Origin of the sequence: Acinetobacter sp. YH12138, from assembly GCF_015218525.1 — a bacterium.
GTDB classification, from domain to species: domain Bacteria; phylum Pseudomonadota; class Gammaproteobacteria; order Pseudomonadales; family Moraxellaceae; genus Acinetobacter; species Acinetobacter amyesii.
Window position 1 is genome coordinate 718,535 of the sequence record NZ_CP048670.1, and the last position, 14,631, is coordinate 733,165.

At 43.4% G+C, this 14,631-nt stretch carries 13 protein-coding genes; 12 read left to right on the forward strand and 1 reads right to left on the reverse strand.

Annotated elements, in window-relative coordinates; all coding sequences use genetic code 11:
• The first annotated feature begins 19 nt into the window (after positions 1 to 19).
• Positions 20 to 1,681: a sensor histidine kinase BfmS gene (gene bfmS / locus G0029_RS03380; RefSeq protein WP_180034533.1), complete on the forward strand. Its 1,662-nt coding sequence runs from the start codon at positions 20 to 22 to the stop codon at positions 1,679 to 1,681.
• Positions 1,682 to 1,773: 92 nt separating this feature from the next.
• Here the strand turns inward: bfmS and G0029_RS03385 are convergent, their stop codons facing one another.
• Entirely contained in the window at positions 1,774 to 2,130 is a 357-nt protein-coding gene (locus tag G0029_RS03385; RefSeq protein WP_078192296.1) for a hypothetical protein, read from the reverse strand.
• Positions 2,131 to 2,687: 557 nt separating this feature from the next.
• On the opposite strand from G0029_RS03385, the gene ndhC reads away from it, so the two are divergent.
• From ndhC to nuoL, 11 genes are all read left to right on the forward strand, one after another.
• The gene (ndhC, locus tag G0029_RS03390; protein ID WP_078192295.1) at positions 2,688 to 3,236 is read left to right on the forward strand and encodes an NADH-quinone oxidoreductase subunit A; all 549 of its coding nucleotides are present in this window, start codon (positions 2,688 to 2,690) and stop codon (positions 3,234 to 3,236) included.
• A gap of 6 nt (positions 3,237 to 3,242) precedes the next feature.
• Positions 3,243 to 3,920, forward strand: a complete 678-nt coding sequence (locus G0029_RS03395; RefSeq protein ID WP_078191105.1) for a NuoB/complex I 20 kDa subunit family protein — start codon at positions 3,243 to 3,245, stop codon at positions 3,918 to 3,920.
• A gap of 87 nt (positions 3,921 to 4,007) precedes the next feature.
• Positions 4,008 to 5,795: an NADH-quinone oxidoreductase subunit C/D gene (gene nuoC, locus G0029_RS03400; protein ID WP_180023140.1), complete on the forward strand. Its 1,788-nt coding sequence runs from the start codon at positions 4,008 to 4,010 to the stop codon at positions 5,793 to 5,795.
• 14 nt (positions 5,796 to 5,809) lie between these two features.
• Entirely contained in the window at positions 5,810 to 6,319 is a 510-nt protein-coding gene (gene nuoE / locus G0029_RS03405) for an NADH-quinone oxidoreductase subunit NuoE (RefSeq protein WP_078191103.1), read from the forward strand.
• Positions 6,316 to 7,647 (forward strand): NADH-quinone oxidoreductase subunit NuoF, encoded by a 1,332-nt coding sequence (nuoF, locus tag G0029_RS03410; protein WP_111884890.1) that lies wholly within the window; start codon positions 6,316 to 6,318, stop codon positions 7,645 to 7,647. The genes nuoE and nuoF overlap by 4 nt, the downstream gene beginning before the upstream one ends.
• An 11-nt stretch (positions 7,648 to 7,658) precedes the next feature.
• Positions 7,659 to 10,337 carry an NADH-quinone oxidoreductase subunit NuoG gene (gene nuoG / locus G0029_RS03415; protein WP_078192292.1) on the forward strand — a complete coding sequence of 893 codons (2,679 nt, stop codon included), beginning with the start codon at positions 7,659 to 7,661 and terminating at the stop codon, positions 10,335 to 10,337.
• Positions 10,338 to 10,340: 3 nt separating this feature from the next.
• Positions 10,341 to 11,357, forward strand: coding sequence for an NADH-quinone oxidoreductase subunit NuoH (gene nuoH / locus G0029_RS03420; RefSeq protein WP_078191100.1), 1,017 nt, complete (start codon positions 10,341 to 10,343; stop codon positions 11,355 to 11,357).
• Between the two features lie 18 nt (positions 11,358 to 11,375).
• Positions 11,376 to 11,918 (forward strand): NADH-quinone oxidoreductase subunit NuoI, encoded by a 543-nt coding sequence (gene nuoI / locus G0029_RS03425; protein ID WP_078191099.1) that lies wholly within the window; start codon positions 11,376 to 11,378, stop codon positions 11,916 to 11,918.
• Positions 11,918 to 12,436 carry an NADH-quinone oxidoreductase subunit J gene (gene nuoJ / locus G0029_RS03430; protein ID WP_180109772.1) on the forward strand — a complete coding sequence of 173 codons (519 nt, stop codon included), beginning with the start codon at positions 11,918 to 11,920 and terminating at the stop codon, positions 12,434 to 12,436. The genes nuoI and nuoJ overlap by 1 nt, the downstream gene beginning before the upstream one ends.
• Entirely contained in the window at positions 12,436 to 12,744 is a 309-nt protein-coding gene (gene nuoK, locus G0029_RS03435; protein ID WP_067665227.1) for an NADH-quinone oxidoreductase subunit NuoK, read from the forward strand. The genes nuoJ and nuoK overlap by 1 nt, the downstream gene beginning before the upstream one ends.
• A complete protein-coding gene (nuoL, locus tag G0029_RS03440) occupies positions 12,741 to 14,630 on the forward strand; it encodes an NADH-quinone oxidoreductase subunit L (protein WP_180059312.1) in 1,890 nt (629 codons plus the stop codon). The genes nuoK and nuoL overlap by 4 nt, the downstream gene beginning before the upstream one ends.
• The last annotated feature ends 1 nt before the right edge of the window (position 14,631 follow it).

The following is a 14,631-nucleotide window of genomic DNA, read 5'->3' on the forward strand; positions in this document are numbered from 1 at the left end:
CAAAGTAGGACACTTTTACGTGTTTAAACACAGTATATTTTTGCGCGTTTATGCGGGGCTACTGATTTTAGTCTTTTTAGTCGCTACATTTGGCTATTTGCTGGTGCAAATCATTAACTACCAGCGCGCGCAAGAATATCGTGAATCGCTTACTGACGGTTTGGCTTTCATTATAAGTGAAGGTATTGCACGTCAGCCAAATGAACAACAAAAGTCAGATTGGGTGTCAGATGCATCTGATCTACTTGAGTTGCCTATTTATTATGTAAAAGCTAATCAGGTTGATTTAACCCGAGCGGAAACAAAACGTATAGAAGAGCGTAAAGCTGTAGTGCGTTGGGATGCACAAACTACGGCAGCCTATATTATTATTGGCTTAAAAGATGACCCTGCGCATCTGCTGTATATCAAAGCCGATAATATTTCAGAACGCCAAATGAAGGCGTTGCCTGTCTTTATACTGGATTATTTGGTTTATTACCCAGGTCAAGAAAAACAATATCTTGAAAAAATTCAGCATCATTTTTCATATCCAATTTCAATTCAAAATGTTCAGAGTTTACCTTTAGATTCTGAGCAAATCGGCCGATTACGCTTAGATCACAGCATTATTTTGTATCGTGACAGTGCGACGGAGCGCGGCACGACCATTTCGATTGTATCGCCAATTCCAAGTTCAACTTCAGAAGTCTTGGTCATGGGGCCGGTACCATTATTTAATTGGATGCCTTTCCAGTTGGCAGCCGGTATTACGCTACTAAGCTTATTTGTCTTGAGCTTGGGTGTTTATGGTCTATTGGTGCCGATGCAACGTAAGTTACGTGCTGTAAATTATGCGTTAAATAAAATGAAGGGCGGGGACTTATCTGTACGTCTGCCTGTCGAAAGTACCGATGAATTTGGTACTTTAGCATCGAGTTATAACTCGATGTCAGATCATATTGAGCGTTTAATTGAAGCACAGCGTGAGTTGATGCGCGCGGTATCGCATGAGCTGCGAACACCTGTGGCGCGGATTCGCTTTGGTGTAGAAATGATGGCGGATGAAGATGATTATGATTACCGGCAGCAACAAGTTGAACAAATCGACAAAGATATCGAAGCGCTCAACACCTTGATTGATGAAATCATGACTTATGCTAAGCTCGAACAGGGTATGCCATCTTTGGAGTTTGAAGATGTCAGCTTGTTTGAAGTTTTAGATCAGGTCCTGATTGAAACTGAAGCCTTAAAGACTGGGAAAACCTTGGAATTGCAAGCACCACCAATTGGAGTGGTTGTGGAAACCGAGCGTCGCTATTTACACCGTGTTGTACAAAACTTGGTGGGGAATGCAGTGCGATATTGTGATGATAAAGTGCTGATTAGTGGTGGTGTAAATGATGAAGGTATGGCTTATATCTGTGTTGAAGATGATGGCCCCGGTATTCCAGAAGAAGATCGTAAACGTATCTTTGATGCTTTTGCACGTTTAGATGATAGTCGCACACGTGCCTCAGGGGGCTATGGTTTAGGTTTATCGATTGTTAGTCGCATTGCATATTGGTTTGGCGGGACTATTGATATTGATGAAAGTCCAATATTAGGCGGGGCGCGTTTCACCATGACATGGCCTGCAACTCGTTTTAAGAAAAATAAACCGAAGTTAGATGTTAAAGAACCGAGTACCAATGAAAATTAAGTAAGCTTAGATATGTAGCTAAGCTGATTTTAGTGAATGATAAGTATAAAAAGCCATTCAATTTGAATGGCTTTTTGATATCAGTTTTCTACTTATTCCGTAATTGTTGCATCGGGTTCAATAATAGGTTTGCCATTTTTTAATGCGGCAAGAGCATCTGCATTAAAATCGATGAGTAAGGAATTGTTTTTAGCATCGATAGAATAATTGCTAATAAGTTTTTGATCACCGTTTAAAGTTTCAAGTTTATATTCATCTGCAATATTCATAATCCCGTTAAGGTTGGTTGTTGCAGAAGCTAAATCTTGTCGTAACAACTCATAGATATCACGTAAATCAAAAATGGCATTTTGAGCATCAGGATGCTTATCTAAGTAGCTTTTAATATGGTGAATCACCAATTGCGCAGATAGAAAATAATCAGGTTTATGCGTAAATTCTAAAGTCATTATTGTCTCTCCGTTGTGATTGCTTTTTGTGTTTTAACTACAAATATCACACTCTTTGTGGGTCGTGTCAAAGAATTGCAAAAAAGTCACAAGAAGCTAAAAAAAGACTTTTTTCTTTGTGCTAATTCAACTTGTTTTTCATTTTAGGGGTAAGATCAAAGCTAATAGATGGAATCAAACAGGCAACCAATTTGAAACAAGATGGAATTTATTTAATAAATGATACGACCATGAAAATTTAATACATGAGCTAAAAGTTGAAGGATTTGTTCATGAAACTGAACAGTCATAATTTTCTGTTAAAATCGCATAAATGTAATAATTAATAAAAAAATAAGATCTAATCTAATTAAACGATTAATCCTAAATTTAAGGGAGTAAACCCAATTTAAATGCTGAAATGATTAAAAAATCATCCTAAAGACGAATATCGATAAGCTAGCAAGAAGCCTCCTCAATCAGGTACAATTGGCGGGATTAATTTTGTGTTTGGTGTATTTGAAGGCCAATACATACATTCTTTGTTAATAAATAGGCCTGCCAGGAGTTATCCCCGCATGAGTGCCATTACTCCATACGATTGGGCAATTATTGCCTTCGTGATCGGCGTTACATTCCTTTGCGTCTTTATGCTGACCGTCCCTTTACTCCTTGGGGGTAAATCATGGGGTCGTGCTAAGCAAGAGCAGTTTGAGTCAGGTGTAGTAGGTGCTGGTGGTGCACGTATTCGCTTGTCTGCGAAATTCTATTTAGTTGCGATCTTCTTCGTGGTGTTCGATATCGAAGCACTTTACCTTTATGCATGGGCATCTTCTGTTCGTGAAACAGGGTGGGTTGGTTTTGCAGCTGCAGCAGTCTTTATTTTAGTTTTACTTGCTGGTTTGGTTTATGAATTGTCTTCTGGTGGTTTGAATTGGTCACCTTCTGACAAGCGTAAAGCGGCGGGAATTAAACCTAAAATTGGTTCGCCAAATATGGATATCGCAGAAATCACACGCTTTAACTCTATTGAAGAGTTGGTTATGGACCCTACAGGTCAAATTCCAGCGCAATCATCTGGTCGTGTGAAATCTAAGTCACCGACTGCATCATCTGACAAGGAGTAAGACGGGATGAAATATACATTAACCCGTGCGAATCCGGATGCTGATCAATATCCACTTCAAGAGCGTCAAATCGTCACCGATCCGCTTGAAGAAGAAGTGAATAAAAATGTGTTCATGACTCGTTTAGAGGATGTTGCACATACAGCAGTAAACTGGGGTCGTAAAAACTCAGTTTGGCCGTTCAACTTTGGTACATCTTGCTGCTACGTAGAGTATGCAACGACTTTAACAGGCGTGCATGACTTGTCACGTTTCGGTGCCGAGGTTATTCGTGCTTCACCACGTCAGGCTGACTTGATGATTGTTGCAGGTACATGCTTCATGAAAATGGCGCCTGTAATTCAACGTTTGTACGAGCAAATGCTTGAGCCTAAATGGGTAATCTCAATGGGCGCATGTGCAAACTCTGGTGGTATGTACGACATTTATTCAGTTGTACAAGGTGTGGATAAAATCATCCCTGTCGATGTGTATATCCCGGGTTGCCCACCACGTCCTGAAGCTTTAATTCAGGCATTGATGTTATTGCAAGACCAGATTCAACTTGAGCGCCGTCCTTTATCGGCCGTGATTGGTGATGATCTTAAGCCAGTGTATAAGCCAAAGATGATGCCAGAACGTGACCGTAAGAACGCACAGCGTATTGCAGTGAAAAACTTACGCTCAATGGATGAAATTAAATAATCACTGCGACGAAATATTGATACACCCGGACTGGGTGTAATTGTCGTTTTGATTGACTGAATTTGTATTAAATAGGAAGCCAAGCCAATGGCTGAAACTGACATTGCTATGCCAGAATCAACTCCAGTTGATTCCCGCCCTGCATTTGCAATTGTAGAAGAGCTCAAAACCAAATTTGGTGAGAACTTCTACGTGCAAACGACTTTTGAAGACTTTCCAACAGTCTGGGTTGAGCGCGCACGTGTACAAGACGTTTTAATGTTCTTGCGTACGGTGTCACGTCCATACGTGATGCTGTTTGACTTGTCTGCGGTTGATGAGCGTTTACGTACACACCGCGATGGTCTGCCTGCATCTGACTTCACTGTGTTCTATCATCTGTTATCGCTTGAGCGTAACAGTGATATTCGTATTAAAGTTGCATTGAATGAGTCAGATTTGAACATTCCAACGGCAACCAACATTTGGCCAAATGCCAACTGGTACGAACGTGAAGCTTACGACATGTTTGGTATCAACTTCGAAGGGCATCCAATGCTCCGTCGTATCTTGTTGCCAACATATTGGGAAGGTCACCCGTTACGTAAAGAATATTCTGCACGTGCGACTGAATACACGCCTTATCGCCAAAACCAAGCGAAACAGGATTACGAACAAGAACATCTTCGTTTCGTACCTGAAGATTGGGGTATGAAGCGTGGGAACGATGATGAAGACTTCATGTTCCTAAACTTGGGTCCTAACCATCCATCTGCGCACGGTGCCTTCCGTGTGATCTTGCAGTTGGACGGTGAAGAAGTGAAAGACTGTGTTCCTGACATCGGCTATCACCACCGTGGTGTGGAAAAAATGGCTGAGCGTCAAACATGGCACTCATTCATTCCGTATACAGACCGTGTTGACTACTTAGGTGGTTGTGCGCAAAACATGCCTTACGTTCTTGGCGTAGAGCAAATGGCAGGGATTACCGTTCCTGATCGTGCACAATGTATCCGTGTCATGATGTCTGAATTGTTCCGTATCAATAACCACTTATTGTTCATTGGTACTGCGATTCAGGATGCCGGCGGTATGACCCCAGTATTCTATATGTTCGCTGACCGTCAAAAAATCTATGACGCGATCGAAGCGATCACGGGTTACCGTATGCACCCAGCATGGTTCCGTATCGGTGGTACAGCGCACGACTTGCCAAACAACTGGCAGCACCTCATTCGCGAAATCCTAGATTGGATGCCGAAGCGTATGAACGAGTATTACACTGCAGCACTTAAAAACTCAGTATTTATCGGTCGTACCCGTAATGTTGCTCAGTATGATGCTAAATCTGCATTGGCTTGGGGTGTAACGGGTACTGGTCTACGTGCTACAGGTATTGATTTCGATGTTCGTAAATACCGTCCTTATAGCGGCTACGAAAACTACGACTTCGATGTGCCTTTAGAGTACGAAGGCGATGCTTATGCACGTGTTCTTGTTCACTTCCGTGAAATTGAAGAATCGCTGAAAATCATCAAGCAATGTTTAGACAACATGCCTTCTGGTGCATACAAAGCAGACCATCCACTGGCTGTTCCACCACCAAAAGATAAAACTTTACAAGACATCGAAACATTGATTACGCACTTCTTGAGCGTGTCATGGGGTCCTGTAATGCCAGCAGGCGAAAGCTCTGTAATGGCGGAAGTGGTAAAAGGTGCGTCGAACTACTACTTGACTTCAGACAAGTCAACGATGAGTTATCGTACACGTATCCGTACACCAACCTTCACGCACTTACAGCAAATGCCTTCTGTGATTAACGGCAGCTTAATGTCTGACTTAATCATTTATTTAGCGACAATTGACGTCGTAATGGCTGACGTGGATCGCTAAGGGGTAATCGCATTATGATGATTTTGACTGACAAAAAACCACGTGTGAATGTTGAAGGGATTTTAACTGCGGAAGAAATCCACGATATCGAACATCACATTGGTCACTATCCGTACCCACGCGCAGCATGTCTTGATGCTTTGAAGTGTGTACAACGCCGTAATGGCTGGGTAGATGATGCACAGATGAATGCTATTGCGCAATTGCTTAGCATGAGCCTTGCAGACCTAGAAGGTGTTGCAACTTTCTATAACCGTATTTACCGTCAACCAGTTGGTCGCCACGTAATTTTATTATGTGACTCGATTGCTTGTTTCTTGATGGGTGCGGAAACACTTGCTGAAGCATTCCAGCGTGAATTAGGCATTTCATTTGGTCAAACGACTGCAGATGGTCGCTTTACTTTATTGCCAATTTGCTGCCTAGGTAACTGTGACAAAGGTCCGACGTTAATGATTGACGAAGACACTCACGGTCTAGTTGAAGTGACTTCAATTAAACAGTTATTGGAGAAGTATGTATGAATACTGAACCAAAACCAATTTATGGCGACGGTAACCCAGAAACTCACCCATTAACTTGGCGTTTGAGCAAACAGGAACACGTTCGCAGTGCAGATGATTACGAAGCACTTGAAGGTTATGCAGGTTTTAAGAAAGCTGTTGGCATGCAACCGAAAGAAGTGCTTGAAGTGATCAAAGCTGCGACTGTAAAAGGTCGTGGTGGTGCGGGCTTCCCTGCAGGGATCAAATGGTCGCTTATGGCGCCAAATGATAACTCAGGCCCTCGTTACCTCATCTGTAATGCCGATGAAATGGAACCAGGTACCTTTAAAGACCGTCTGTTGATGGAAAAACTTCCTCATCAGTTGATCGAAGGTATGTTGATTGCTGCTTATACATTAGAAGCAACACAGGGTTATATCTTCATCCGTGGTGAATACATCGAAGCGGCTCAATACTTAAATGAAGCATTGGACCAAATTCGTGCCAAAGGTTACTTGGGTGAAAACATCTTAGGTACAGGTTGGAACTTCGAGTTACACGTGCATACTGGTGCGGGTCGTTATATCTGTGGTGAAGAAACTGCATTGATTAACTCGCTTGAAGGTCGCCGTGCGAACCCTCGTACTAAACCGCCATTCCCACAAGTTGCAGGTGCTTGGGGTCGTCCTACGATTGTTAACAACGTAGAGACTTACAACAACTTACCCGCAATTATGCTTCGTGGTCCTGAATGGTATATCGGTTTATCTGAAGGTAAGTCGAAAGATCCAGGTACTAAAATTTATGGCGCTTCAGGCAAAGTAAAATTCCCAGGTCTTTGGGAACTTCCATTTGGTACAACTGCGCGTGAAGTGATTGAAGATCATGCGGGTGGTATGCGTGATGGTTTAAAACTCAAAGCATGGTTACCGGGTGGGGCTTCTACAGACTTTCTTGCTGCTGAACATATTGACCTTCCTATGGATGCTGAAAGCATCATGAAAGCAGGTTCACGTTTAGGTACGTGTTTGCTCATGGTAGTAGATGAAACTCAATGTATGGTTTCAGCAACCCGTAACTTAGAAGAATTCTTTGCGCGTGAATCTTGCGGTTGGTGTACACCATGCCGTGATGGCTTACCTTGGGCGGTTAAAGCGCTTAAAGCCTTGGAAGATGGCACAGGTAAGAAAGAAGATATCGATCACTTACAAGAACTTACTCGTAAGCTTTGGATTGGTAAAACTTTCTGTGCGCATGCTCCAGGTGCGATGGAACCGTTAATGGGCGCACTCAAACATTTCCGTGGCGAGTTTGAAGCTAAAGTCGTAAATGCGGCAGCTCAAACTAGCAACGTAGAACAAGCTTAAGGAATTCGACTATGGCTACAATTCATGTCGATGGAAAATCGTATGAAGTCAACGGCTCAGAGAACTTGCTACAAGCATGTCTTAGCCTTGGCATCGACATCCCATACTTTTGTTGGCATCCATCCTTAGGTTCTGTCGGTTCTTGCCGTCAATGTGCTGTGACTCAATACGCGAATCCTGAAGATACTCGCGGTCGTTTAGTTATGTCATGTATGACGCCTGCATCTGACAATACCTACATCTCGATTGAAGATGACGAAGCAAAAAATTTCCGTGCTTCTGTTGTTGAATTCTTGATGACCAACCACCCACACGACTGTCCAGTCTGTGAAGAGGGTGGTCACTGTCATTTACAAGATATGACTGTAATGACTCAGCATGACCGTCGTCGTTACCGCTTCACAAAACGTACGCATTACAACCAAGAGCTAGGCTCTTTCATTTCTCATGAAATGAACCGTTGTATCGCGTGCTACCGTTGTGTGCGTTACTACAAAGATTATGCAGGTGGTACGGACTTTGGTGTGTATGCAAACGCTTCGCGTGTTTACTTTGGTCGTCCAGAATCAGGTACTTTAGAATCTGAATTCTCTGGTAACTTGACTGAAGTGTGCCCAACAGGTGTATTCACAGATAAAACTCACTCTGAACGCTATAACCGTAAATGGGACATGCAGTATGCGCCAAGCGTATGCCAAGGCTGTTCTTCAGGTTGTAACATCTCTCCGGGTGAACGTTATGGCGAACTACGTCGTGTAGAAAACCGCTTTAACGGTGACGTGAACCAATACTTCCTTTGCGATAAAGGTCGTTTCGGTACAGGTTATGTGAACCGTGAAGATCGTCCACGTCAACCACAATTCCGCTCTGGTGCAAATGTGACTACAGTTTCTGTAGACCAAGCATTGGATACCGTAATTGAAAATATCCAAGGCAAAAAAGTATTGGGTATCGGTTCACCACGTGCGTCACTTGAATCAAACTTCGCGCTTCGCGAACTTGTAGGTCAAGACAACTTCTCAACAGGTATGTCTCAAAAAGAGCAAAAACTTGTTGAGCTTGCAGCTTCTATCATGCAAACCGAAGGTGTTTATAACCCAGGTATGCGTGAAATCGAAAGCTACGATGCTGTGTTGATTTTGGGTGAAGACTTAACTCAAACTGCACCACGTATGGCTCTATCTGTTCGCCAAGCTGCGAAAAATAAAGCCAAAGAAATGGCTGCAGAGCGCCGTACGCAAGAGTGGTTGGCTGAGCCTGTACAACGTATTGCTCAAGATGCGAAATCTCCGATTTACATCCTTGCTGCAACTCAAACACGTTTAGCTGATGTTGCAACAGGTGAAGTTGTTGCATCACCTAACGACATTGCACGTTTAGGTTTTGCGGTCGCAGCTGCTGTCAAAGGTGAAGTGATCTTAGGTTTGGATGACGATGCAAAAGCATTTGCACAAACCATTGCTGACACTTTAAAAGCTGCGAAAAAACCATTAATCATCTCTGGTACAAGCTTGCAAGACGCATCAATCATGGAAGCTGCTGCACAAGTTGCACAGAACCTTGGTAATGCGGGCTTAACATTGACTGTTCCTGAAGTGAACTCAATGGGCTTAGCGATCTTTGGTGGTCAAAGTTTAGAACAAGCATTTGCACAAGATTACGATACCGTGATCGTGGTGGAAAATGACCTTTATCGTCGTTTACCAGCCGCGCAGGTGAATGCTGCACTTTCTGGTAAAGAAGTGATCGTACTTGATCATTCTGAAACTGAAACTGTGAAAAAAGCCAACATCGTACTTTCTGCTGCTTCATTTGCTGAAGGTGATGGTACTGTTGTCTCTCAGGAAGGCCGTGCACAACGTTTCTACCAAGTGTATGACCCAAGCTACTACAAACCAGAACTTGCGATCAAAGAATCTTGGCGCTGGTTACATGCCATTGAAACTGGCGTGAAAGGCAAAGCGATTTCTTGGACAGTTCTTGATGACGTGATTGAGTCAGTAGCGAAAAACGTTCCTGCACTTGAAGCAATTCAAGATGTAGCACCAGATGCTGGCTTCCGTGTACATGGTCTGAAAGTGGCACGTGAACCACGTCGTTACTCAGGTCGTACTGCGATGCGCGCACCACTTTCTATTCATGAACCAAAACAACCAGTCGATAAAGACTCTGCGTTGACGTTCTCTATGGAAGGTTATGTAGGTAACCAAACTCCAGCTTCACTTGTACCATTTGCTTGGTCTGCAGGTTGGAACTCACCACAAGCTTGGAACAAATTCCAAGACAACGTGGGTGGTCACTTAAAAGGTGGTGATGCAGGCGTTCGTTTATTTGATCGTTTAGCGAAACGTCCAGCACGTACATTCGTTGCACCTGCACCTGTTGCGGTTAATGGTGAAAGCTTCCGTCTTGTACCGATGCATCACATCTTCGCTTCTGGTGAATTTACAGTGAAAACACCTGCGATGGAATCACGTATTCCTGAAGCAATGTTTGCTGTGGGTGAACAAGATGCAGCACGCTTAAATGTTCAAGATGGTCAACGTATCGCTGTGAAAGCAGGGGATGTTGAAATCGTCCTTCCAGTTCAAGTGATTGAATACTTACCTACAGGTTATATCGGTTACCCAGTGGGTCTAGCACCTACAGTATCGCTTGCAGAACCTGTTTCAGTCGCGGTAGGAGTGTAATTCATGGAACAAGAATTAATCCGTCAAACGCCGCTGTGGGCTGAAAACTGGCCAATCGCCTATTCAGTTCTTCAAGCAATTGTGATCTTACTGGTTGTGGTATTGATCGCTGCGTTGATGTCTTTTATTGAACGTCGTTTACTCGGCTTGTGGCAAGACCGTTACGGTCCGAACCGTGTAGGTCCGGGCGGTATGTTCCAGATTGTTGCCGACATGCTGAAAATCATGTTCAAAGAAGACTGGACACCAAAATTTGCTGACAAATTGACTTTCCGTATGGCTCCAGCAGTTGCGATGGCAACTGCGGTGCTATCGTTCATGGTTATTCCTGTTTCACCTTATCTAGGTGTTTCAGACATGAGCATCGGTCTATTGTTCTTTATGGCAATGGCTGGTATTGCGGTATACGCAGTATTGTTCGGTGGTTGGTCATCAAATAACAAATACGCATTACTTGGTGGTTTACGTTCTGCTGCTCAAACCATTTCTTATGAAGTGTTCTTGGGTATTTCACTGATGGGTGTGGTTGCGATTGCAGGCTCATTCAACATGCGTGAAATTGTTGAAGCTCAACGTGATGTTTGGTTTGTTATTCCTCAGTTCTTAGGTTTCTTAATCTTCGTGGTTGCGGGTGTTGCGGTAACTCACCGTCATCCATTTGACCAACCAGAAGCAGAACAAGAATTGGCGGAAGGTTACCATGTCGAATACGGCGGTATGAAATGGGGTATGTTCTTCGTTGCGGAATACGTCAACGTCGTACTGATCTCTGCATTAATCGTGACTTTATTCTTCGGTGGTTGGTTAGCGCCTTTCAACCTAGATATTCCATTCATTCCAGCTGCGTTCTGGTTCATTATTAAAACAGCATTCTTTGTAATGATGTTTGTCTTGGCTCGTGGTTCTTTAATGCGTCCACGTTATGACCAAGTCATGAACTTTGGTTGGAAAATTTGCTTGCCATTGGCGTTGGTTAACCTTCTGGTAACTGGTGCTGTGATTCTGATGAATCAGGCCTAAGACAGCAGGGAGAATAAAATGTTTAAATTTCTAGCTGGATTTGGGTCAATTGTACGTTCGTTGTGGATGGTATTCTCACACGCGACACGTAAACGTGACACCATTTTATATCCAGAGGTTAAAGCGGAAGACATCGTACCACCACGTTTCCGTGGTCGTATCGTGTTAACGCGTGACCCTGATGGTGAAGAGCGCTGCGTTGCATGTAACCTTTGTGCGGTTGCATGTCCAGTCGGCTGTATTTCACTACAAAAAGCTGAAAAAGAAGATGGTCGTTGGTATCCGGAATTTTTCCGTATCAACTTCTCACGTTGTATTTTCTGCGGTATGTGTGAAGAAGCATGTCCTACGACTGCGATTCAAATGACACCTGACTTTGAGTTAGGTGAGTATGTTCGTCAGGACTTAGTATATGAGAAAGAAAACCTTCTTATCTCAGGTCCTGGTAAATACCCAGACTATAACTTCTACCGCGTAACAGGTATGGCTGTTGCTGGTAAAGATAAAGGTCAGGCTCAACGCGAAAGCACACCAGTTGATGTACGGAGTCTATTACCATGATGTGGCCATTTTATTTGATGGCGCTTGTGGCCATCGTCTCTACCGTTCGTGTTGTAACTAACACGAACCCAGTACACGCTTTATTAAGCTTGATTATCTCTTTACTTGCAGTTGCAGGTATCTTCATGATCGTGGGTGCGCCGTTTGCCGGTGCCCTCGAAATTATCGTTTACGCTGGCGCAATCATGGTGCTATTCGTATTCGTCGTGATGATGCTGAATCTTGGTCAAAATACTGTTGAACAAGAAAGCAAATGGCTGACTTCTTCAGCGTGGGCATATCCTGCGTTGATGAGCTTCCTGATGGGTCTAATCCTTGTTTGGATGTTGAAGTCAGGCTACACAACTGCTGGCACTGTCATGGGTGCTCAAGTTGTCGGTCCGAAAGAAGTGGGTACTTCACTCTTTACTCAGTACTTATTGCTGGTTGAAGTTGCTGCGATGTTATTGCTTGGCGCACTTGTCGCTGCATTCCATCTTGGCAAACGTGAGCCAGGTGCAGAAGAGGACAAAGAATAATGGGCAACATCCCTTTAGAACATGGTTTGATCGTTGCAACCATTCTTTTTGCACTGGGTTTTTACGGTGTGATGGTTCGACGCAACCTACTATTTATTTTAATGAGCCTTGAAATCATGATGAACGCTGCTGCTTTAGCGTTCGTATTGGCAGGAAGCGCATGGGCACAGCCAGATGGTCAAGTGATGTTTATCTTGATCTTAACGCTTGCTGCAGCAGAGGCTTGTATCGGTCTTGCGATCGTCCTTCAGTTCTATCATCGCTTCCATCATCTGGATGTGGATGCTGCTAGTGAGATGCGCGGATGAGTTATTTATATTTAACAGTACTTTTCCCGCTAATTGGTTTTATCCTGTTGGCGGCAGGTCGTAAAAATCTTCCTGAATCAGTTGCTGCAATTATTGGTGCAGGTTCAGTTGGTCTTTCAGCTTTATTTGCTTTAATTGCCGGTATCGACTTTGTTAATAATGGTTCAGTTGCAACAACTCAGCATCTTTGGACTTGGTTCAGTGCAGGTAACTTAGCACCGGGCTTCACGCTTCATTTAGATGGCTTATCATTATTGATGATGGGCATGATTACAGGTGTGGGTTTCTTAATTCACATCTTTGCAACATGGTACATGCGTGGCGAAGAAGACTTTGCACGTTTCTTCTCATACTTCAACCTATTCGTAGCAAGCATGCTGCTTTTAGTGTTGGGTGACAACTTAGCATTGTTATTCCTCGGTTGGGAAGGTGTAGGTCTATGTTCATACCTATTGATTGGTTACTACTACCAAACACCTGCAAACGGTTTTGCTGCAATTAAAGCATTCACTGTGACACGTGTGGGTGACGTATTCTTACTGATCGCATTGTTCTTGATCTACCAACAATTCGGCACTTTAAACATTGCAGAAGTTGTAGCTGCTGCGCCAACAGTTTTGGCTCAGAGTTCTTCAATTGCGATTTGGACTGCATTGATGTTGTTCTTGGGTGCTGCAGGTAAATCTGCTCAGATCCCATTACAAACATGGTTGGCAGATGCGATGGCTGGTCCTACACCAGTATCTGCATTGATCCACGCAGCAACAATGGTAACGGCGGGTGTTTACCTATGTAGCCGTATGTTCAGCGTGTTTGAACAAGCGCCAGAAGTGATGATGTTCATCTCAATCACAGGTGCGGTGACATTGTTAGTTGCAGGCTTTGCTGCATTGGTACAAACAGACATCAAACGTATTCTTGCTTACTCAACTATGAGTCAGTTGGGTTATATGTTTATGGCTGTAGGTGCTGAAGCTTACCAAGCTGGTCTATTCCACATGCTGACTCACGCATTCTTCAAGGCATTATTATTCTTGTCTTCTGGTGCAGTGATTTTGGCTTACCATCACGAGCAAAACATCTTCAAGATGGGTGGTCTATTCCACAAAAACAAATTCTTGTTTGCTTGTTTCGCGATTGGTGGTGGTGCGTTGGCAGCGATTCCATTCATCACGATCGGCTTCTTCTCGAAAGATGCGATTCTTGGTGCGGTATGGGTGAAAGGTCAAGCGATTGCAGTTTATGACTGCTTGTACTGGACTGGTGTAGCAGGTGCGTTCTTAACTTCAATTTATACATTCCGTCTTATTTGGGTTGTATTCTTTGGTAAAGAAAACACGCCTTACCACGAAATCAAAGGTGTTACTTACTGGGGGCCATTGGCGATTCTTGCAGTGCTTTCAACTGGTTTAGCTTATGTATTAAAAGCACCAGTAACGAATATTTTAAATGCTGCACAAATCCCAGCGTTTAATATTCCAGAAGCGCTAGAACATGGTATGCATAGCGCTGAATACACAGCTGTTGGTATTGCACTTGCAGGTCTTGTAGTCGGTGTTGTTTTATTTGCATTTGCTTATGGTGCAGTGAAATCGTTCGCGAAAACTTCACTGGGCGCGGGTCTTGCAAATATCTGTCGTAATGCACTTGGTTTCGATGCTTTGTACAACATTGTTTTCGTTAAGCCTTATTTGCTACTGGCTAAAATCTTTGGTCGTGATCCAATTGACGGCTTATGGCTTGTATTGCCTGCACTTGTTAAAGGCGGTAATAGCTTTACAAGTTCACGTCAAACAGGTTCATTGCGTGAATACGCATCTAGTATGGCATTCGGTACGTTTGCATTACTATTGATCCTGGTCGTGATTCAGGTCGTGGGGAAATAAA